This window comes from Actinocorallia sp. A-T 12471 (genome assembly GCF_033875155.1).
GTDB lineage: Bacteria > Actinomycetota > Actinomycetes > Streptosporangiales > Streptosporangiaceae > Actinocorallia.
Map to the genome: position 1 here is coordinate 228303 of NZ_JAWZTE010000008.1, position 18537 is coordinate 246839.

Consider the following 18537-nt stretch of genomic DNA (forward strand, 5'->3'; position numbering starts at 1 on the left):
CGGCTCCATGAGGGTGATCGAGGCGGTGCGGTGAGATCGACGACCAGCGGACCAGAAACCGTCGGACGCGACGCCGCGCGCGGGGGCCAGGACGCGCTCCCCGACGATCCCGAGCGGTTCACCGACGTGTACGACAGCTACTTCGACGCCGTGCACGGCTATGTCGCGGGACGGCTCGGCGTGGAGACCGCCGACGACGTCGCGGCCGAGACGTTCCTTCTCGCGTTCAAGCAGCGCGCCGGGTTCGACCCGTCCCGTGGCTCCATGCGCGCCTGGCTGTTCGGGATAGCGACGAACCTCGTCGCACGGCACCGGCGCGCCTGGGCCGCAGTCGGCGGACGCACTCCTCATGTCGGCCGCCACGAGCCTCGAGGAGTCCCCGGGCGAGGGCGGCTACTGGAGGATCGCCACTGAGACCGGGATCGGAAGGTTTGAGGTCGAGGGCAAGGGCTACTCGGTCCACGCGCTGATGAAGCGGGAGATCTGGATCGCGGCGGAGCCCGGTGGCGAGAGCTGGAACATCACGCGTTCGTCCGGGTATGTGCCGGTGACGCCCGCCGATGAGGCCGCGTGGCGGGCCGACGGGTCGCCGACGCGGTGGACCGTCCGGTTCCCGACCACCGTGGCGGGGTGTCCGGAGGGCAAGAGGTGCGAGCAGGTGGTCTCGGCGGAAGCGCCGCCGCCCACGTCGGAACCTGTGGCGGCGACGGGGTCGGTCGGCGCGCTCGCAGTTCCGACATCACCCTCGGGGAGCTCCGTGGGCTGCCCGCCGATCCCGTCGCGCTGAAGGACGCGCTCGCGCGGCGGCTGAAGCCCGGCACGAAGGGCGTGGAGCTCGACACGCTGCTGTTCGAGATGGGCGTCCATCTGGTGTCCGAACTGCCCGTCTCGTCCGAGGTGCGGGCCGCCGCCTACCGGTTGATCGCGGGCCTGCCGGGGGTCGTCTCGACGGGCGCGGTGACCGACGCGCTCGGCCGGCAGGGCAGGTCAGTCGCGATGGGCGCGGACGGGAGCGCCGACCAGATGCTCAGGCTCGTCATCGACCCCGCCGACGGGCTTCCGCTCGCGGTACAGCACTACACGACGGCGACGGGCGAGGTCGTCTCGGCGACCACGGTGACGAGGATCGGCTGGACCGACGACAGGCCCGACCTGCCGTAAGCGAAGCGCCCGTACCGGGGTCCGGTACGGGCGCTGCTCAGGCCGGGAAACCCCCGGCGCAGCCGAGGAGGGCGGGGGCGGGTTTGTCGAGGAGGGTGCCGAGCCAGGTGCCGGTCTCGGCGATCGCGGTCATGTCGATGCCGGTCTCGACGCCGCTGCGGTGCAGCGCGTAGAGCAGGTCTTCGGTGGCGATGTTGCCGGTCGCGGCGGGGGCGAAGGGGCAGCCGCCGAAGCCGCCCGCGCTCGCGTCGAGGACGGCCGCGCCCTCGTCCAGCGCGGTGAGCGCGTTGGCGTAGCCGGTGTTGCGCGTGTTGTGGAAGTGGAACCTCAGGGCCGCCGTGGGCGCTGCCTGCTTCGTCCGGCGTGACAGGTCGCGCACCTGCGCGGGCACGCCCACGCCGATCGTGTCGGCGAGCGCCACCTCGAACGCGCCTGCCGCCTCGGCGCGCCGCGCGATCTCCGCGACGCGTGCGGGCGGGGTCTCGCCCTCGAACGGGCAGCCGAAGGCGGCGGCGATCGTCATCCCGACGGGCACGCCCGCGGCGTGCGCGGACGCGGCGATGTCGTCCCAGGCGGTGAGCGCCTCCTCGGTGGTGCAGCCCTGGTTTCGCTGGCAGAACGTATCCGACGCGACCACGACGACGTTGACCTCGTCCACGCCCGCGTCCAGCGCGCGGTCGAGTCCGCGCCGGTTGAGCACGAGGCCGCTGTAGGAGACGCCGTCCACGCGCGGCACGCCCTTCATGACCTCCTCGGCCCCGGCCATCTGCGGCACCCGCCTGGGGTTCACGAAGGACACCGTCTCGATCCTGCGCACCCCGGCCTCGACGCAGCGGGCGATCAGCGCGATCCGGTCGTCCGGGGACAGGGCGCGCGCCTCGTTCTGGAGTCCGTCACGCGGTCCGACCTCGAGCACTGTTGTATGCAATCTGACCCCATCCTTCCGAATCATCCCTTGTCGCTGTTGGCATACTCCCCTATATTGCATGCAACAGCCAGGGGAAGGGGCAGGGATGGCAGCCGGGAACCGCGCGGCGGACACCGCCTACACGCAGCTGCGCCGGATGATCCTCGGCGGCGAGCTCACCCCCGGCGCGCGCCTCGCCGAGGTCGAGCTCGCCCAGACGCTCGGCCTGTCGCGCACCCCCGTCCGCGAGGCCCTGGGACGGCTCGGCGCCGACGGGCTCGTCGAGGTGCTGCCGCACCGGGGCGCGCGGGTGTCCCTGTGGACCGAGTCCGACATCGCCGAGATCTTCGAGCTCCGCACGCTCCTCGAGCCCTACGCGGCGGCCCGCGCCGCGCGGATCGGCGTCGCCGAAACCGTCCTCGCCGAGCTGCGCGGGCTGTGCGCGGCGATGGAGACGGCCGCCGCCGAAGGCGAGCTCGCCGAACTCGCCCAGCTGAACTCGCGCTTCCACGCCCTGCTCATCGACGCGTCCGGCAACGGACGGCTCCCCGCGATGCTCACGTCGGTGATGCACGCGCCCCTCATCCTCGGCACCTTCCACCGCTACGACCCCGACGCGCTGGCCCGCAGCATGGGCCACCACCGCGAGGTCGTCGCCGCGATCGCCGCCCGCGACCCCGAGTGGGCGGCCTCGGTGATGCGCTCCCATCTGCGCTCCGCCGCCGCGAACATCTCCGCGACCCCCAGGGAGGACCCATGACCGACCCCCAGACCTCCGCGCTGGGCGACCTGCGCGTCGTGGAGATGGGCCAGCTGCTCGCCGGCCCGTTCTGCGGCCAGCTCCTCGGCGACTTCGGCGCGGAGGTCATCAAGATCGAGCCGCCGGGCTCGGGCGACCCGATGCGCGAGTGGGGACGGGAGAAGCCGCACGGCAAGTCGCTGTGGTGGCCGATCCTCGCCCGCAACAAGAAGTCGGTGACGCTGAACCTGCGCACGTCCGAGGGCCAGGACCTCGCGCGGCGGATCATCGCGCAGGCCGACGTGCTCGTCGAGAACTTCCGCCCGGGCACGCTCGAGCGCTGGGGGCTCGCGCCGGAGACATTGTGGGAGCTGAACCCGGGCCTCATCATCACCCGCGTCACCGGATACGGCCAGAACGGGCCATACTCGCCGCGCGCGGGGTTCGGGTCGATCGGCGAGGCGATGGGCGGCATCCGGTACGTCACCGGGGACCCCGACTCGCCGCCCGCGCGCGCTGGAATCTCCCTAGGAGACGAACTCGCCGGGACGTTCGCCGCGCTCGGCACGCTCGTCGCGTTGCACGCGCGGCAGCGGACCGGCAAGGGCCAGATCGTGGACTCCGCACTGTACGAGGCGGTGTTCGCGCTGATGGAATCCCTCGTGCCCGACTGGGAGATCGCCGGATACCAGCGCGAGCGCACCGGATCCGTCCTGCCGAACGTCTCGCCGAGCAACGTCTACCCGACCAAGGACGGCCCGATCCTCATCGCCGCCAACCGCGACACCATCTGGACAAGGCTCGCCGAGGTGATGGGCCGCCCCGAACTCGCCGACGACCCCCGCTACGCCACCCACGGGGCGCGCGGCGCAAACGCCGACGAACTCGACGCGCTCATCGGCGACTGGACCGCCACCTGGGAGTCCGAGCCGCTGCTCGCCCTGCTGCACGACAACGGCATCCCCGCCGGGCTCACCTACCGGGCCAAGGACATGCTCGCCGACCCGCACTTCAAGGCACGCGAGGCCATCATCCGGCTCGCCCACCCCGAGTTCGGCGAGTTCCCCATGCAGAACGTGTTCCCGAAGCTCTCCGGCACACCAGGCGAGGTCCGCTCCGTCGGACCGGAACTCGGCGAGCACAACGCCGAGATCTACGGCGGGCTGCTCGGCATCGATTCGGCCGGACTTGAGGGGTTGAAAGCCGCCGGAACCGTTTAGGCTTAACCCGTTGTTCCTTTGTTGTTCCACGCTGGGCCGGAACGGACCGATCAGGGCGGTCCGCCCGGTCCAGCGTGTTTTATACGTCAAGGAGCTCGCGGGTCTCCCGTGCGTCACGCGCCGGCGTAGCGCGCTGGGCGACCAGGGCCCCGGCCAGCACGAGCAGCGCCCCGACGAGCTGCGGCGCGGCGAGGTGCTCGCGCAGCAGGAACCAGCCGAGCACGATCGCGACGACCGCCTCAAGGCAGGCGACGACCCCCGCGACCGGCGCGGACAGCAGCCGCACCGACACCACGCCCGTCGCGTAGGCGAACAGCGTCGCCACGACGACCAGGTACCCGTACGGCAGGAGCGCCGCGACCTCGCGTCCGTCGAACCCGACCTCGCCGGCCAGGACCGAGAAGTCCATCGTCCACGGGCGGGCCAGCACGGTCAGGGCGAGCGCCGCGACGAGGAAGCCGAACGTGATGACGCCGAGCGGATCAGGCTGGTCCTCACCCGTGCCCTGGTCGGCCAGCAGGAAGTACCCGGCCTGGCAGGCCGCCGCGCACAGGGCGAGGCCGAGGCCGAGCGCGTCGAACGCGAGGCCCGACCACACCTGCACCACACACGCGAGCCCGGCGACGGCGAGGACCACACCGACCACCGCGGCACGGCTCACCGGGGCACGCCGGACAAAACGCACCCAGCCGAGCACGAGCAGCGGCCCCAGGTACTCCACGAGCAACGCCACCGCGACCGGCACCCGGGAGATCGCCGCGAAGTAGAACGCCTGCACGCCCATGATCCCCAGCAGGCCGAACCCGAGCAGCAGGGCGGGCCGCTCCCACAGCAGCGCCCTGCGCCGCCACGCCAGCGGCGACAGCAGCAGCGCGGTCCCCGCGATCCGCAGCCACACCACGTGCAACGGGTCGAGACCCGCCTCGATCAGCGGCTTGGCGGCGACGCCCGAGCTGCCGAAGGCCAGCGCGGACACCAGGGCGAGGACGAGGGCCTGCGATCTTCCTTGGGAGGGCACCGCACCATGATGACAGGTGCCAATCCGGGTTCACTCCTGGCGGGTTGCCGAAGTGAACCCGGTGCCCTCACCCGTCACGGGGACCTGTGCCGCCTCCCGTCAAAAAGAGGTTCTCAGGTGGTGACGAGCGCGGTGTCCGGCTCCGCGCCGGGCTTCGCGGCAGGCTCGGCCTCCGGCTCAAGACGCTCCTCGGCCACGTTCAGCCGGACGCCGGAGACGACCGCGTGCAACGCCCGCAGCGCCGCGCCGCCGTGGTTGCCCCAGTGGTTCAGGTAGCTGAACTGCCACCACCACAGCGCCTCAAGGGTCCGGCCCGCCTTGTAGTGGCGCAGGCCGTGCGCAAGGTCGGCGGCGACGTCGACGAGGTCGTCCGACAGGCGGTAGGAGGTGAGCTCCGGGTCCTTGTACGGATCGAACACCTCGGCGTAGTCGTCCACCGAGGGCAGCCGCTCGGCCAGGCCCTGCCGGATCGCGTCGAGATCCGGGTCGGGGCCCATCTCCGGCTCCCAGTTGTCGGGCAGCACCACGTCGGGGCTCGCCCCGAGCTGCGCGCCCGCCAGCATCACCTGGGCGACCTCGAGCAGCAGCACCGACACCGTCTGGCTGCCCGCCTCGCCGCGCGCGCAGCGCTCGAGACCCGCCAGGTAGTTCTCCACGTGCAGGACGACACGTTCCGCGAGGTCGTCCCAGTCCTTCGAGGTGTTCGCACTAGACATCGAGCAGTCTCCGTCCTTCGAAAGCGCGGCCCAACGTGACCTCGTCGGCGTACTCCAGGTCTCCCCCGACGGGCAGACCGCTCGCCAGCCTGGTCACCTTCAGGTTCATCGGTTTCACGAGCCGGGCCAGGTACGTCGCCGTCGCCTCGCCCTCAAGATTCGGGTCGGTGGCGAGGATGAGCTCGGTCACCTCCCCGTCCGCGAGCCGCTGCATCAGCTCACGGATACGAAGATCTTCGGGCCCGACGCCCTCGATCGGGCTGATCGCCCCGCCGAGAACGTGATACGTCCCCCGGAACTCCCGTGTCTTCTCGATCGCGACGACGTCCTTGGACTCCTCCACGACGCAGATCACGGCGCGGTCCCTGCGCACGTCACGGCAGATCCGGCACTCCGCCTCCTCGGCCACGTTCCCGCAGACCCGGCAGAAACGGACCTTCTCCTTCACCTGGCGGAGCGCGTCGGCGAGCCGCATGACCTCCGCAGGGTCGGCGTTCAGCAGATGGAAGGCGATCCGCTGCGCGCCCTTGGGACCGACGCCCGGCAGCCTGCCGAGCTCGTCGATCAGGTTCTGGACGACGCCCTCGTACATCTCAGAACCCCGGCAGACCGGGCATACCCTGCGCGAGCGGGCCCATCGTGCTCTGCTGGAGCTCCGCGGCGGCGCGCGCCGCGTCGCGGATCGCCGCGATCACCAGGTCCGCGACGGTCTCCGCGGTCTCGGCGGGATCGTCGGCGTCGATCGCCTTCGGGTCGATCACCAGCGCGGTGATCTCGCCCTGGCCGTTCATCGTCGCCCGCACCAGGCCGCCGCCCGAGGTCCCCTCGACCTCGGCGTCCGCCAGCTCCTGCTGTGCCGCGAAAAGCTGCTGCTGCACCGCCTGCGCCTGCTCAAGCAACCGCTGCATGTCGAAACCGGGTTCCACGGCCTTCCCCCTCCAACGTAGGACTCCGAGCCTACGACGTCCGGGCCGATTGCGATACGACCCCGGCGGCCCGCTCCGTGACAAACCGTATGGAGCCCGACACAACGGGCTCGGGTTCCGCGCGGGGCCCGACGGGGGCGTCAGGGGGTGGTGATCTCGCCGATGATCTGGCCGCCGAGCTCGCGCTGGATCAGCGCGAGGCCGAAGTCTGCCCCGCCCGTGCCGTCGGACTCGTCGAGGTCGTCGGGGCCGTCCGGGGGCGGGGGCAGCGGGTCTTCCGGCGCGGGGGCCTTGGGCGCGGGCTCCGGGGTGCGCGAGGGCTGCGGGGCGGGCGACTGCGGGCGCGGGGCGCGCGGCGGCTCGGGCGGGGACGCCTGCGGGGCGGCGGGCGGGGCCGGGGCCTGGGCTTGGGCCTGGGGGCGCGGGGCGTCCCAGACTGGGGGCGGCGGCGCGGCGGCCCTGGGCGGGGCCTGCGACGACCCGAGGACCGCCTCGATCCGCCACTCCACGCCGAACAGCTCCTTCAGCACCTCGGCGAGGACGCCGTCGCGACGGCCGTTCACGAAGTTCTTGCGCTTGCCCTCATGGTCGAACGCGATCGTCAAGAGGTTGCCCTCGACCGACGCCGGAGCCACCCCCTCCATGATCGACATCCACGCGACACGGCTGCGGCGCTGCACCGACTCGAGAATCCGCGGCCAGTGCTGCCGGACGCCGTTCACGTCGACGCCGCCTGAAGACGTGGGCGCGGGCTGCGCGGGCGCGCCCCAGCCGTCGGAGCTCGGACGGGCGGACGCCGCCGGAGGGCGGGCGGGCTCGGACGCGGAAGGCGACGCCTGCGCGCCCCAGCCGTCGGAGTCGGGACGGGCTGACGCCGGGGGCCGGGCGGGCTCGGCCTGGGCGTCGGGTTCGGGACGCGCGGGCTCGGGGGCCCAGTCGGCGACCTTGGACGGCTGCGGACGCTCGGCGGGCGGCGCGCTCGGAGCCGCCTCGACGGGCTGCGGGGCCTGCGGGGCCCGGGGCGCGGGACGGGACGGCGCGGAGGGGGCCGGGGCCGGGGCCGGGGCCGGGGCCGGGGCGGAAACCGCATAACCGGCATTTCCGCTCGGCGCGGGCGGGCCCTGCCGTTCGAGGCGGTCGAGCCGGGCGAGCAGCGCGGACTCGTCGCCGTAGGCTCCCGGCAGAAGGATCCGCGCGGCGATCAGCTCAAGGAGAAGTCGCGGAGACGTCGCCCCCCGCATTTCGGTAAGGCCGGCGTGCATGAGGTCGGCGGCCCTGGTGAGGTCGGCCGGGCCCATCGCGGCGGCCTGGGCGCGCATGCGGTCGAGCTCGTCGGCGGGGCCGTCGATCAGGCCGGTGCGCGTCGCCTCCGGCACGTTCGCCATGATCACCAGGTCGCGGAAGCGGCCGAGCAGGTCGGCGGCGAAGCGGCGCGGGTCCTGGCCGCTCTCGATCACCCGGTCGATCGCGGCGAACACCGCTGCGCCGTCGCGCCCGCCGAACGCGTCGACCACCTCGTCGAGCAGGGCCGCGTCGGTGTAACCGAGCAGGGAGACCGCGCGGGCGTAGGTGATGCCCGCCTCGTCGGAGCCCGCGAGCAACTGGTCGAGGATCGACAGGGAGTCGCGCGCCGAGCCCGCGCCCGCCCGCACGACCAGCGGCAGCGCCGCCTCCTCGTACGGGACGTCCTCGGACGTCAGGATCTCCACGAGGAGTTCCTGGAGGGTCTTCGGCGGGATCAGCCGGAACGGGTAGTGGTGGGTGCGCGACCTGATCGTCCCGATGACCTTCTCGGGCTCCGTCGTCGCGAACACGAACTTCAGGTGCGGCGGAGGCTCCTCGACAAGCTTCAGGAGGGCGTTGAACCCCTCCCGCGTGACCATGTGGGCCTCGTCGATGATGTAGACCTTGAACCGCGCGGAGACCGGCGCGAAGAAGGCGCGTTCCCGCAGGTCACGGGCGTCGTCGACGCCGCCGTGCGAGGCCGCGTCGATCTCGATCACGTCGAGGTGGCCCGCCCCGCCGGGGCCGAGCGCCGCACACGACTCGCAGACGCCGCAGGGATCGGGGGTCGGGCCCTGCTCGCAGTTGAGGGAGCGGGCGAGGATCCTGGCGCTGGAGGTCTTCCCACAGCCGCGCGGCCCGCTGAACAGGTAGGCGTGGTTGACCCGTCCGTTGCGCAGGGCCTGCTGGAGCGGTTCTGCGACGTGTTCCTGCCCCTTGAGCTCACCGAAGGTGGCCGGGCGGTACTTGCGGTAGAGAGCCAGACTCATCTAGGGGACCCGTCCGTCTCGACGAAAGGACCCCTCGCACACCCGCCAGAGCCTGTTTATCCTTGCTGCCTTCCGGCCCTGGGGAGGTTCACAAGATGACGCCATGCGAGGGGTCTGCCCCCGAGTCTATGTCATCCCGGCCACCCGCCCGTACAGTCCGTGGAATGTCCGCCATCTTCCATGTCGCCGACCGCGTCGCCTGGGCCGCCGCCACCCCCGCCTCCCCGTACGCCATGTCCACCCGCGACCAGACCCTCGCCGAGGTCGGCTTCATCCACTGCTGCACCGAACCCCAACTCCCCCACGTCCTCACCACCTACTACTCAGACGCCGACCCCACCACCCTCTGCCTCCTCGAGATCGACCCCGCCTCCCTCGACGTCCGCTACGAGCCCGCCCCCACCGGCGACCTCTTCCCCCACCTCTACTCCCCCCTCCCCCCGTCGTCCGTAATCCGTGTTCTCCCACTCCCCAACACCCGCTAGACTCTCCCACGGAGGATTCGCCTAGTGGCCTAGGGCGCACGCTTGGAAAGCGTGTTGGGTGCAAGCCCTCACGAGTTCGAATCTCGTATCCTCCGCCAAGTGCCTCGCCGGGCACTGAAACAAAGGCCCCCAGGGAAACCCAGGGGCCTTTGTTGGTTCCCGGGGCCATCCCCCCGACACGGCCTCCATGCGCCCGGCCCTCTTCCCTCACCCATCTGACGCCGCCCACATGTCGGGCGTACGGGCCAGAACCAGACCCCGCACCCGCTCCGCCCCTCTCCGGACCAACAACCGCGAGACTTCACGCAGCTGAGAACCAGTGGTGAGGACATCATCAACGATGAGGAGCCTCTTGTAGAGGATGGCGTTCACGTCCACCTCCAACGCCTCGCAGTGAGCCTCGGCGGCCTCCCTCCGCCCCACCCGGGACCTTCCGTGCGAACGGATCGTAGGACGCGTCTTCCGCAGCACCGGGCTCTCCGGGTCATCGACGGGAAAGACACCCTCCGGGTCAGCGCGCTTTATCGCGCTGAGGAGAAGTTCGGTATGCGGGACCGCGCGGTTCGGTTCTGTCGGATTGACAACGATGAGATCCAGATCATCCGCCACATCGGCGTGCTCCCACAGCCAGCCGACGATCACACGACCGAAGATCTCGGCGAAGCCGCCTCGCCCTGGGTGTCCGGGGTACTTGAAGGCTCGGATCGCCTCAGCCAGCAGACCCGTATAGCTCCCGATCGCAGCAGCCGAACTGAGCGCCGCCGCCTTTCTGCGGTCAGTCGCACAGGTCTCCGCGGTGCAGGAACCCTCCTCAGTGAGCGCCCGAGCACAGATCACACACTGACGCTCAGGCGGTTGTCCGACTACCCCCCGAACGCACGGATAACAGTGCTCATAGCCACCGGACAGAAACAAAGAGCAATCACGACAGTCGGGGTACCTGACAGCCACAAGCCTTCCTTCCTCCCTAGGACCTGCGACTCTACGGCCGACGCCAACGCCCCTCCCACAGCGGTATCCGGCCTGCTCACTACTCCGCCCGTCTCTCGGGTTGTTCCCGGATGTCAGCGCGTAAGGATCGCGCTGACGGCAACCCATGGAGGGGGGTTAGCTGGGGTGGGGGGAGGTGGTGCGGTGGGTGGTTGGGGGGTGGCCGGTGTGTTTGGTGAAGAGGGTGGTGAAGGTTGAGGGGTCGCGGTAGCCGACGGCGGCGGAGATGGCGGTGACGGTTTTGGTGGTGGTTTCGAGGAGGTGGCGGGCTCGGCGGACTCGGGCGGACTGGAGGTATTGGAGGGGGGTTTGGTGGGTTTCGGCGGAGAAGCGGCGGAGGAGAGTGCGGGTGCTGACGTTGAACTCGGCGGCCAGGGCGGAGAGGTTGTAGGGGGTGGTGAGGTGCTGGTCCAGCCAGCGCATTACTTTGCGGGAGAACTCGTCGCCTGGTGGGGGGAGGAGGCGCGGGTCCACGTAGGGGGTCTGGGAGGAGCGGGCGTCGTCCAGGAGCGCGACGCGGGCGGTCGTGCGGGCCACGCGCGGGCCGCTGTGGCGGCGGATCAGGTCGAGGGTGAAGTCGTACATGGCGCTGAAGGCGGCGGTCGTCGTCACGCCGGTGTCGGTGACGACGAGGTGTTCGGGGCGGATCTCGGCGTCGGGGCAGCGGCGGGCGAGGTCGTCGGCGAGGAGCCATGCGGTCGTGGCGCGGCGGCCGTGGAGGAGGCCCGCTTCCGCGAGGAGGAACGCGCCCACGCAGATCGAGACGACGGCGTTGCCCGTCGCGGCGTGCGCGCGGATCGCGGCGATCTCGGGGGCGAGGGGCTTGAGCTCGGCGTCGACGTCGAGGCCGGGCAGGAGCTCGAACCCCGGGACGACGAGGACGTCGACCTCGCGCAGCGGCGCGCCCGACAGCCGTGTGCCGCCCGAGGCGACGACGCGACGGCGCGGCGAGACGACCGTCACGTCGTATCCGGCGTGGTCGGGGCCCGCGACGTGCGCGGCCATCGTCAGCAGGTCGGGGACGCCGAACACCTCGGACGCGAAGCACCCCGGATAGGCCAGGACGCCGACCCGCAACGCGCTCATCCGACCTCCCGACCTTGGCGAGATCACCATCGCATATGGCGATACCGCCTGTCGCCCGGGGTCGGCGCGGCGGCCCACACTGTCGGCCATGAACGCTGCGAGTGAAAGCCCCGACGACGCGATCACGGACTTCTCCCGACGGCTCGTGGACGTCGACGGTGTCGTGAAGACGGTCTACGTCGCGGGTTCCGGCCCCGCCGTCGTCGTAATGCCGGAAATGCCGGGCATTAGCCCTGACGTCCTGCGCCTCGCCCGATGGATACGTGACGCCGGCTTCACCGTCCACGTCCCGTCGCTCTTCGGAATCGACGGTGCCTACCCAACTGCCGAGGGCGGCGCCGAGGTCATGCGGCGCGCGTGCGTCAGCGCCGAGTTCCGCGCGTTCGCCGGAGGCGGCACAAGCCCCGTCGCCGGGTGGCTGCGCGGGCTCGCGCGCCAGGCGCACGCCGCGTGCGGCGGTCCCGGCGTCGGCGCGGTCGGCCTGTGCTTCACCGGGAACTTCGCCCTCACCATGACGCTCGAGCCGTCCGTCATCGCCTCGGTGGTCAACCACCCGTCCCTGCCGCTTGACGATCCCGCCGCCCTCGAACTCAGCGACGAGGACGCGCAGGCGATCAAAGAACGCGTCACTCGCGACGGCCTGAAAGTCCTCGCCTACCGCTTCGACAACGACCGCTGGTGCACCGGCCAGCGCTTCGCCGCCTACCGGGCCCTCCTCGGCGACGCCTTCGACGGCCGCGTCCTCCCCGGCACCGCCGCCAGAACCGACCCACCCCCCTTCTTCCGCGACGTCGTCCAATCCCCCCACAGCGTCGTCACCGCCCACCTCGTCAACGAACAAGGCCACCCCACAACCCGCGCCAGAGACGAAATCCTCACCTACCTCACCACCCACCTGATCCCCGCCCGCTGAGCGGAGTGACCGCGAGACCCGGAGTGTGACGCGGGTCACGGCCGGGTTCTGTCATGGGCGAGCGGGTTGTCTCGCTCAAGGGGGAAAGCGCGAACAGAACGGGAGTCGGGTCATGGGGCATCGGGTCGTGGTTCTCGGCGGGGGTTACGCGGGGGTGGCCGCGGCCGGGGGGTTGGCGCGGCGGCTCAGGCGGGGCGAGGTGGAGGTCACCCTCGTCAACGGGATCGGGGAGTTCGTGGAGAGGATGCGGCTTCATCAGATCGCGTGCGGGCGGGAGGTTAGGAAGCGGACTCTGGTGGGTATGTCGGCCGCAAGTGGCGTGCGGGTGCGGCTGGGGTGGGTTGCGGCGGTCGACGTCGAGCGCAAGGTCGTGGTGGTGGGGGGTGAAGAGCTTGGGTACGACACGCTTGTTTACGCGTTGGGCAGTGTTGTCGATGACGGGGGGATCGCCGGGATCGGCGAGCACGCGTTCCATGTCGCGGGGAGGGACGGCGCGCTGCGGTTGCGCAGGCGGTTGGACGGGCTGGGCGTGGGTCGTCGGGTTGTGGTGGTGGGTGAGGGCCTTACTGGGATCGAGACCGCCGCGGAGATCGCCGAAGCGCGGCCGGGGCTTGCGGTCGCCTTGCTCGCGCGAGGCGAGCCCGGCGCATGGTTCTCGGCCGGGGCGCGCCGTCATCTGCGGCGGGCCTTCGATCGCCTCGGGATCACCGTCCACGAACGCGCCTCCGTCGACCGCGTCGAGGCGGATCGGGTCGTCGCCGCCGACGGGAGGGTCTTCGCGTCGGACGCGACGGTGTGGTGCGGGGGGTTCGCGGTTCCCGCGATCGCGGCGCACAGCGGCCTTGAGGTCGCCGAGAGCGGGCGGATCGTCGTCGACGCCGCCATGCGCTCGGTCTCGCATCCCGACGTGTACGCCGCCGGTGACAGCGTCCACGCCCTCGGGGAGAACCGTCGGCCGCTGCCGATGTCGTGCGCCACCGCGGGGTTGACCGGCAGGCGGGCGGCCGACGCGATCGTCGGACGCCTGAGCGGTCGCGCGGTCCCGTCCGGCGCGCTGAAGTACTACGGCAACACCGTCAGCCTCGGACGGCGTGACGCGATCTTCCAGATGGTCGACGGTGACGCCGTCGCCACGTCCTGGTATCTGGGAGGCCGCACGGCAGCGCGTCTCAAGAGCGGCGTCCTCAAGGGCGCCGTCTGGAACGCGGCCCATCCGACCTACGGCCTGCCGTCCCGGAGACACCGCCTGACGGCGTCGGCTCGTTCCGCCGAGCCGGACGTCGTCTAGGGTCCGCCGTATGGACGCCCTCGCCACCGAGCGGTTCGAGGCCGACCGGCCGAGGCTCGCCGCGCTCGCGTACCGTCTGCTCGGCTCGGCCGCCGACGCCGAGGACGCGGTGCAGGACGCGTTCCTGCGCTGGCAGGCCGCCGACCGCGCCCGGATCGAGGCGCCCGAGGCGTGGCTCGCCAAGATCGTCACGAACCTGTGCCTCGACCGGCTGCGGTCCGCGCGGGCCAGGCGCGAGCGGGCGGTGGGCGAGTGGCTGCCGGAACCGCTGCTGGAGGGCGATCCGATGCTCGGTCCCGCGGACGCCTTCGAGCAGCGCGAGTCGGTCTCCTTGGCCATGCTCGTCCTCATGGAGCGCCTCTCGCCCAGCGAACGCGCCGTCTACGTGCTGCGCGAGGCGTTCTCCTACGGGCACGCCGAGATCGCCGGATTGCTCGACATCACCGAGTCCGCGAGCCAGCAGCACCTCCACCGGGCCCGGCGACGCGTCAGGGACGCGCGGCGCGGCGACGTCGTCGACGAGGCGGGCGCGCGCCGGATCGTCGAGGCGTTCCTCGCCGCCGCCGCTTCGGGACGGACTGAGCGGCTGATCGCGCTGCTCACCGAGGACGCGACCGGCGTCTCGGACGGCGCGGGACTCTCCGCCAGGCTGTTGCGGTTCCCCAACGCCGAACGGGTGGCCGTCGCGGTGCGCGGCGCGCTCAAGCCGAGTGACGGCAAACGCCGGAGGGCGGGCGGCTCCCCCGCGCTCTATTCCGGCGTCGTCAACGGTTCGGCCTGTGTGGTCGCGGTGGTCGACGGCAGGGTGGTGGGCCTGGTGATCCTGGAGACACGCGACGGAAAGATCATGTTCATGCGGGGCGTCGCGTCGCCGGAACACCTCGGCCGTCTCACCGAGGTGTGGTCCGCACGGGAACATGACGCGCCGATCGTCCCGTCATGGTGACCGCGCCGCGCGAGGCCGGGCGGCTCCCGGAAGGCCATCACCTAGCGTCAGATGTCCTGGTTCGTCGGGGAGCCGAGGGGGCTTGTGCCGTTGAGGATGGCGGTGGCGGCGTCGGGCAGTTTGGTGTTGGTGCGGCGGGCGTGGTCGCGCAGCGCGGTGAACGCCTCGTCGACGGAGATGCCGGCGCGTTCGGCGAGCATGCCCTTGGCCTGCTCGATGATGACGCGGCTGTTGAGCGCGAACTGGAGCTGTTCGGACAGGAGTTCCTGGTGGCGGGCCGCCCTGTGGTGCAGGAGGCCGATGGTGGCGATGTCGGCGAAAGCCTGGGCGAAGGTGGTGGTCTCCTCGTCAAGGGCCTGCGGCCGCGCGCTGAACAGGTTGAGCGCGCCGACCGTCTGGTGGCGCAGCCGCATCGGCAGCGCGTGGACCGCGGCGAAACCGCTGCGCTGCGCGGCGGCGGCGAACTTCGGCCAGCGGCCGGCCTCGGCGGGCAGGTCGGTGCTGGTCACCGGGTTGCCGCTGGCGAACGCGTCGAGACAGGGGCCCTGGTCGCTCTGCAGCTGGAACAGCTCGAGCAGCCGAGCCCGCTCGGACGACGCCGCGATCAGCCGCAGGTGGTCGTGCTGGTCGGTGAGCAGGATGCCCGCCGCGTCGACGCCGAGCAGCTGGGTGCACCGTTCGGTGAGCCGGTGCAGGAACTCGAAGACGTCGAAGTCGTCCACCAGGGTGTCGGCGAGCTGCACGAAAACCCGGGCCATCTCTTGATCGTTTGGCACTGCTGCTCTCCGGTCGGTGGTCGGTGGAACTCATCGGGGCGTCAGGGGCTGAGGCGCAGGGTCCTGGCCACGACCTGGCGGGCGATCTCCACGAGGCTCTCCTCGGTGGTGAACGCGTGCGCGCGCAGCCGGACGAACGCCACTTCCAAGCTGGCGTTCAGCTGCGCGGCGACCATTCCGGTGGCCTGGTAGACCTCGGTCCAGTCCTCGCCCTGCTCGTCGAACCACCACGTCGGCTGCGCGCCGGACGTGGTCGGCTGGGTCGCGGCGAGGACGACCCCCGTCGCCGCGGACGCGAAGGTGAGGCCGTCGGCGAGTTGCCCGTCCGTCAGCGGGCCGGGCTTCGCGCGGTACAGGCCGAGCGCGCCGAGCCGGATCGCGCCCACCCGCAGCGGGAACGCGAACAGCGCCCCGGCCCCCGCGGTGACGGCGGCGGGCGCGAACAGCGGCCACCTGGCGGCGGACGCGTCCGACGTCAGATCCGAGGCGAGGACGAGTTCGCCGACGGTCCACGCCCGCACGCACGGCCCCTCCCCCAGCACGAACTGCCGATCGTCGAGACGCCGCGCCACCGGGTCCGTCGCGTAGACGAGCTTGCGCCGGTCGGCCTGGGTCGCCAGCCACAGGACCGCGCCGTCCGCCGCGAGCGCCGCGGTCGCCGCCCTGCACACGTGTTCCGCGGTGACGGCCTCGGCCCCGGCGCAGTCGGTGATCAAGGTCCACACCCGCAACGATCGGCTTTCGCCCTCCGCCGGCACGCTGATCACCGTTCCCGCCTGGTTCGCCGTGCCCGGAGCCGCGCGTGTGGTTCGCACCGGCCACAAGAGAACGGCCGGTTCCCCACCCATACTCCTCCGCCGATCTGTCGGCCGCACCGATACTGCGATACCTTTTCGGTCAGGACTCCTGTCCGGCTGCCCGAGACCCCGGTGGTGCTTCTCCAGGTTCGACCCGAAATGGGGACCCTGTGAGCCCTCCCGAGCAGACGATCCCGGCCACCGATCCCGAGGCCGCGCGCCATGCGGCGCTGCGCCGCTACGACATCCTCGACAGCCCGCCCGACGGCGCGTTCGACCGCGTCGCGCGCCTCGCGGGCCGCTGGTTCGACGCGCCGGTCGCGACGGTCTCGCTCGTGGACGCCGACCGGATCTGGTTCAAGGCGGCCCACGGCATCGAGGGGCTCCGCGAGACCGGACGCGACCTCGGCCTGTGCGTGTCGACCATCGGCCAGGACCACGTCCGGGTCGTCCCCGACACCCTCGCCGACCCGGTCGCCAGCACCCACCCGTGGGTCACCGGCGAGCCCGGCATGCGGTTCTACGCCGCCGCGCCGATCGTCACCGCCGACGGGCACCGGCTCGGGACCGTCAGCGTGCTCGACGTCCAGCCCAGGGAGGTCGACGACGCCGACCTCGCCGTCCTGCGCGACCTCGCCGCGATCGTCATGGACGAGCTCGAACTGCGGCTGTCGATGCTGCGGTTCCTCAGGGCGCAGCAGGACGCGAGGACGCGCGCGGCGTCCGCGATGGACGAGCTCGCCGAGTTCGCCGCGACCCTGCAGCAGACCCTGCTGCCGCCGAAACTGCCCGCCATCCCAGGGCTCGACCTCGCCTGCTACTACCGGACGGCGTCACCACGCGACGTAGGCGGCGACTTCTACGACGTCTTCCCCATCTACGGAGGCAGATGGGCGTTCTTCCTCGGGGACGTGTGCGGCAAAGGGCCCGCCGCCGCCGTCCTCACCTCGCTGATCCGTTACACGCTGCGGTCCGCCGCGCTGCACGATCCCGAACCCGTCAGCGTGCTGCGCGCGCTGAACGACGCGATGCTGCTCGACGCCCCCGCCGGACGGTTCTGCACCGCGATGTTCGGCACCCTCGAACCGCACAGGCTCGGCGGCTTCACCGTCTGCCTCGGCAACGGCGGACACCCTGCCGCGATCGCGCTGCTCGCCGGCGAACCCGTCGCCACCCGCCTCATCGAACCCGGCGGAATGATCATCGGCGCCCTTGACGAAGCCGTCTTCGCCACCACGACGCTGCGCCTGCGCCCCGGCGACGCGCTCCTTCTCTACACCGACGGCCTCACCGAATCCCACCTCGACGGCGCCGACGAACTCGGTGAGGACGGCCTGGCCCGTCATCTCGCCGCCACGGGCCCGCACGACGCCCGGCAGCTCATCGACCGCTCCCTCACCCTCACCACGACCTCCACCCACCGCGACACCGACGACATCGCCCTGCTGAGCATGAGCGTCCCCCACCGCCACCTCACCCCCGTCACATGACCTCGGCCTCCTCCTGGAACGCGACGATCGCCTCGCCGTTCGACCTCGCCCACTCGGTGAGGACCGCGATGGGCTCCCTGAGCGTCACGCCGAGCTCGGTCAGGGCGTACTCGACGCGTGGCGGGGCCTCGGCGTACGCACGCCGTTCTACGAGTCCGTTGTCCTGGAGGCGACGCAGCGTCTGCGTCAGCACCTTGCGCGAGACGCCGCCGATCAGCTCGACGAGTTCGCCGTGCCGCAGCGGGCCATCGCTCAACGCGAAGAGCGTCACCACCGCCCACTTGCTGGAGATGATCTCGATCGCCAGCCGCGCGGGGCAGTCGGCGAGGAAGACGGTTCCGGGACGAAGGCTCATGCTGCGAAGGGTACCTTTTGGTACCTAACGGATCCCTAACGTCGAAGACACCCGGCGCGGCTCCCCGCGCCGTCGTCCTCTCGACCAGTTGAGGTGTCCCGTGTTCCTCTCGTACGCCATCCTCACCGCCCTCATGTCCGCGGTCCTCCTCCCGTCCGCCGCCGCGAAGTTCCTCCGCCCGAAGCACCTCATGAACCAGATGACCACCCTCGACCTCCCCCTCGCCATGCTCCCCTTCCTCGGCACCGCCCAGATCGCCGGCGCCGCGGGCCTCATCCTCGGCCTCTGGTACCCCCCGCTCGGCATCGCCGCCGCCGTCGCCCTCACCCTCTACTTCCTCGGCGCCGTCACCACCCACGCCCGCGTCCACGACTACAAGGGCACACCCCCCGCCCTGGCCCTAACCCTCCTCTCCGCCCTCTTCACCTACCTCCGCACCACAACCCTCTAA

At 71.5% G+C, this 18537-nt stretch carries 22 protein-coding genes, 1 tRNA gene and 1 other RNA gene; 11 read left to right on the forward strand and 13 right to left on the reverse strand.

Going from position 1 to position 18537, the window contains the following annotated elements:
- Window positions 1–30: 30 nt before the first annotated feature.
- Window positions 31–414, forward strand: coding sequence for an RNA polymerase sigma factor (locus R9X44_RS22835; protein WP_319816291.1), 384 nt, complete (start codon window positions 31–33; stop codon window positions 412–414).
- A 36-nt stretch (window positions 415–450) separates the two neighbouring features.
- Here R9X44_RS22835 and R9X44_RS22840 read toward each other — a convergent pair whose 3' ends face one another.
- Window positions 451–621, reverse strand: coding sequence for a hypothetical protein (locus R9X44_RS22840; protein WP_319816292.1), 171 nt, complete (start codon window positions 619–621; stop codon window positions 451–453).
- A 27-nt stretch (window positions 622–648) separates the two neighbouring features.
- Here R9X44_RS22840 and R9X44_RS22845 point away from each other — a divergent pair, with 27 nt between their 5' ends.
- Window positions 649–1161, forward strand: a complete 513-nt coding sequence (locus tag R9X44_RS22845; RefSeq protein ID WP_319816293.1) for a hypothetical protein — start codon at window positions 649–651, stop codon at window positions 1159–1161.
- A 37-nt stretch (window positions 1162–1198) separates the two neighbouring features.
- Here the strand turns inward: R9X44_RS22845 and R9X44_RS22850 are convergent, their stop codons facing one another.
- Complete coding sequence (locus tag R9X44_RS22850) at window positions 1199–2113, reverse strand: hydroxymethylglutaryl-CoA lyase (protein WP_319816294.1); 915 nt, start codon at window positions 2111–2113, stop codon at window positions 1199–1201.
- A gap of 61 nt (window positions 2114–2174) precedes the next feature.
- Here R9X44_RS22850 and R9X44_RS22855 point away from each other — a divergent pair, with 61 nt between their 5' ends.
- Window positions 2175–2828, forward strand: coding sequence for a GntR family transcriptional regulator (locus R9X44_RS22855; protein WP_319816295.1), 654 nt, complete (start codon window positions 2175–2177; stop codon window positions 2826–2828).
- The gene (locus R9X44_RS22860; protein WP_319816296.1) at window positions 2825–4027 is read left to right on the forward strand and encodes a CoA transferase; all 1203 of its coding nucleotides are present in this window, start codon (window positions 2825–2827) and stop codon (window positions 4025–4027) included. The genes R9X44_RS22855 and R9X44_RS22860 overlap by 4 nt, the downstream gene beginning before the upstream one ends.
- A 79-nt stretch (window positions 4028–4106) precedes the next feature.
- Here the strand turns inward: R9X44_RS22860 and R9X44_RS22865 are convergent, their stop codons facing one another.
- The 6 genes from R9X44_RS22865 to ffs form a co-directional block, all read right to left on the reverse strand.
- Window positions 4107–5045 (reverse strand): EamA family transporter, encoded by a 939-nt coding sequence (locus R9X44_RS22865; RefSeq protein WP_319816297.1) that lies wholly within the window; start codon window positions 5043–5045, stop codon window positions 4107–4109.
- 113 nt (window positions 5046–5158) lie between these two features.
- Window positions 5159–5761 (reverse strand): DUF5063 domain-containing protein, encoded by a 603-nt coding sequence (locus R9X44_RS22870; RefSeq protein ID WP_319816298.1) that lies wholly within the window; start codon window positions 5759–5761, stop codon window positions 5159–5161.
- Window positions 5754–6353, reverse strand: coding sequence for a recombination mediator RecR (gene recR / locus R9X44_RS22875; protein ID WP_319816299.1), 600 nt, complete (start codon window positions 6351–6353; stop codon window positions 5754–5756). The genes R9X44_RS22870 and recR overlap by 8 nt, the downstream gene beginning before the upstream one ends.
- A gap of 1 nt (window position 6354) precedes the next feature.
- A complete protein-coding gene (locus tag R9X44_RS22880; protein WP_319816300.1) occupies window positions 6355–6687 on the reverse strand; it encodes a YbaB/EbfC family nucleoid-associated protein in 333 nt (110 codons plus the stop codon).
- Window positions 6688–6827: 140 nt separating this feature from the next.
- Window positions 6828–8960 (reverse strand): DNA polymerase III subunit gamma and tau, encoded by a 2133-nt coding sequence (locus R9X44_RS22885; protein WP_319816301.1) that lies wholly within the window; start codon window positions 8958–8960, stop codon window positions 6828–6830.
- Between the two features lie 22 nt (window positions 8961–8982).
- Window positions 8983–9078, reverse strand: an RNA gene (ffs, locus tag R9X44_RS22890) — signal recognition particle sRNA small type.
- Window positions 9079–9124: 46 nt separating this feature from the next.
- Between ffs and R9X44_RS22895 the strand changes: the two genes are divergently transcribed.
- Entirely contained in the window at window positions 9125–9445 is a 321-nt protein-coding gene (locus tag R9X44_RS22895; RefSeq protein WP_319816302.1) for a DUF952 domain-containing protein, read from the forward strand.
- 10 nt (window positions 9446–9455) lie between these two features.
- Window positions 9456–9543: transfer RNA gene (locus tag R9X44_RS22900), tRNA-Ser, on the forward strand.
- Window positions 9544–9652: 109 nt separating this feature from the next.
- Here the strand turns inward: R9X44_RS22900 and R9X44_RS22905 are convergent.
- Window positions 9653–10282, reverse strand: coding sequence for a ComF family protein (locus tag R9X44_RS22905; protein ID WP_319816303.1), 630 nt, complete (start codon window positions 10280–10282; stop codon window positions 9653–9655).
- Between the two features lie 270 nt (window positions 10283–10552).
- A complete protein-coding gene (locus tag R9X44_RS22910; protein WP_319816304.1) occupies window positions 10553–11521 on the reverse strand; it encodes a GlxA family transcriptional regulator in 969 nt (322 codons plus the stop codon).
- An 88-nt stretch (window positions 11522–11609) separates the two neighbouring features.
- On the opposite strand from R9X44_RS22910, the gene R9X44_RS22915 reads away from it, so the two are divergent.
- From R9X44_RS22915 to R9X44_RS22925, 3 genes are all read left to right on the forward strand, one after another.
- Window positions 11610–12434 carry a dienelactone hydrolase family protein gene (locus R9X44_RS22915; RefSeq protein WP_319816305.1) on the forward strand — a complete coding sequence of 275 codons (825 nt, stop codon included), beginning with the start codon at window positions 11610–11612 and terminating at the stop codon, window positions 12432–12434.
- Window positions 12435–12546: 112 nt separating this feature from the next.
- Window positions 12547–13722, forward strand: a complete 1176-nt coding sequence (locus tag R9X44_RS22920; RefSeq protein WP_319816306.1) for an NAD(P)/FAD-dependent oxidoreductase — start codon at window positions 12547–12549, stop codon at window positions 13720–13722.
- Window positions 13723–13732: 10 nt separating this feature from the next.
- Window positions 13733–14668: a sigma-70 family RNA polymerase sigma factor gene (locus R9X44_RS22925; RefSeq protein WP_319816307.1), complete on the forward strand. Its 936-nt coding sequence runs from the start codon at window positions 13733–13735 to the stop codon at window positions 14666–14668.
- Between the two features lie 47 nt (window positions 14669–14715).
- Here R9X44_RS22925 and R9X44_RS22930 read toward each other — a convergent pair whose 3' ends face one another.
- Window positions 14716–15426: a GAF and ANTAR domain-containing protein gene (locus R9X44_RS22930; protein WP_319816308.1), complete on the reverse strand. Its 711-nt coding sequence runs from the start codon at window positions 15424–15426 to the stop codon at window positions 14716–14718.
- Window positions 15427–15485: 59 nt separating this feature from the next.
- Window positions 15486–16160, reverse strand: coding sequence for a GAF and ANTAR domain-containing protein (locus tag R9X44_RS22935; RefSeq protein ID WP_319816309.1), 675 nt, complete (start codon window positions 16158–16160; stop codon window positions 15486–15488).
- 251 nt (window positions 16161–16411) lie between these two features.
- Here R9X44_RS22935 and R9X44_RS22940 point away from each other — a divergent pair, with 251 nt between their 5' ends.
- Window positions 16412–17731: a GAF domain-containing SpoIIE family protein phosphatase gene (locus R9X44_RS22940; RefSeq protein ID WP_319816310.1), complete on the forward strand. Its 1320-nt coding sequence runs from the start codon at window positions 16412–16414 to the stop codon at window positions 17729–17731.
- Here the strand turns inward: R9X44_RS22940 and R9X44_RS22945 are convergent.
- The gene (locus R9X44_RS22945) at window positions 17724–18086 is read right to left on the reverse strand and encodes a helix-turn-helix domain-containing protein (protein WP_319816311.1); all 363 of its coding nucleotides are present in this window, start codon (window positions 18084–18086) and stop codon (window positions 17724–17726) included. The genes R9X44_RS22940 and R9X44_RS22945 overlap by 8 nt on opposite strands.
- Before the next feature lie 100 nt (window positions 18087–18186).
- Between R9X44_RS22945 and R9X44_RS22950 the strand changes: the two genes are divergently transcribed.
- Window positions 18187–18537 (forward strand): DoxX family protein, encoded by a 351-nt coding sequence (locus R9X44_RS22950; RefSeq protein WP_319816312.1) that lies wholly within the window; start codon window positions 18187–18189, stop codon window positions 18535–18537.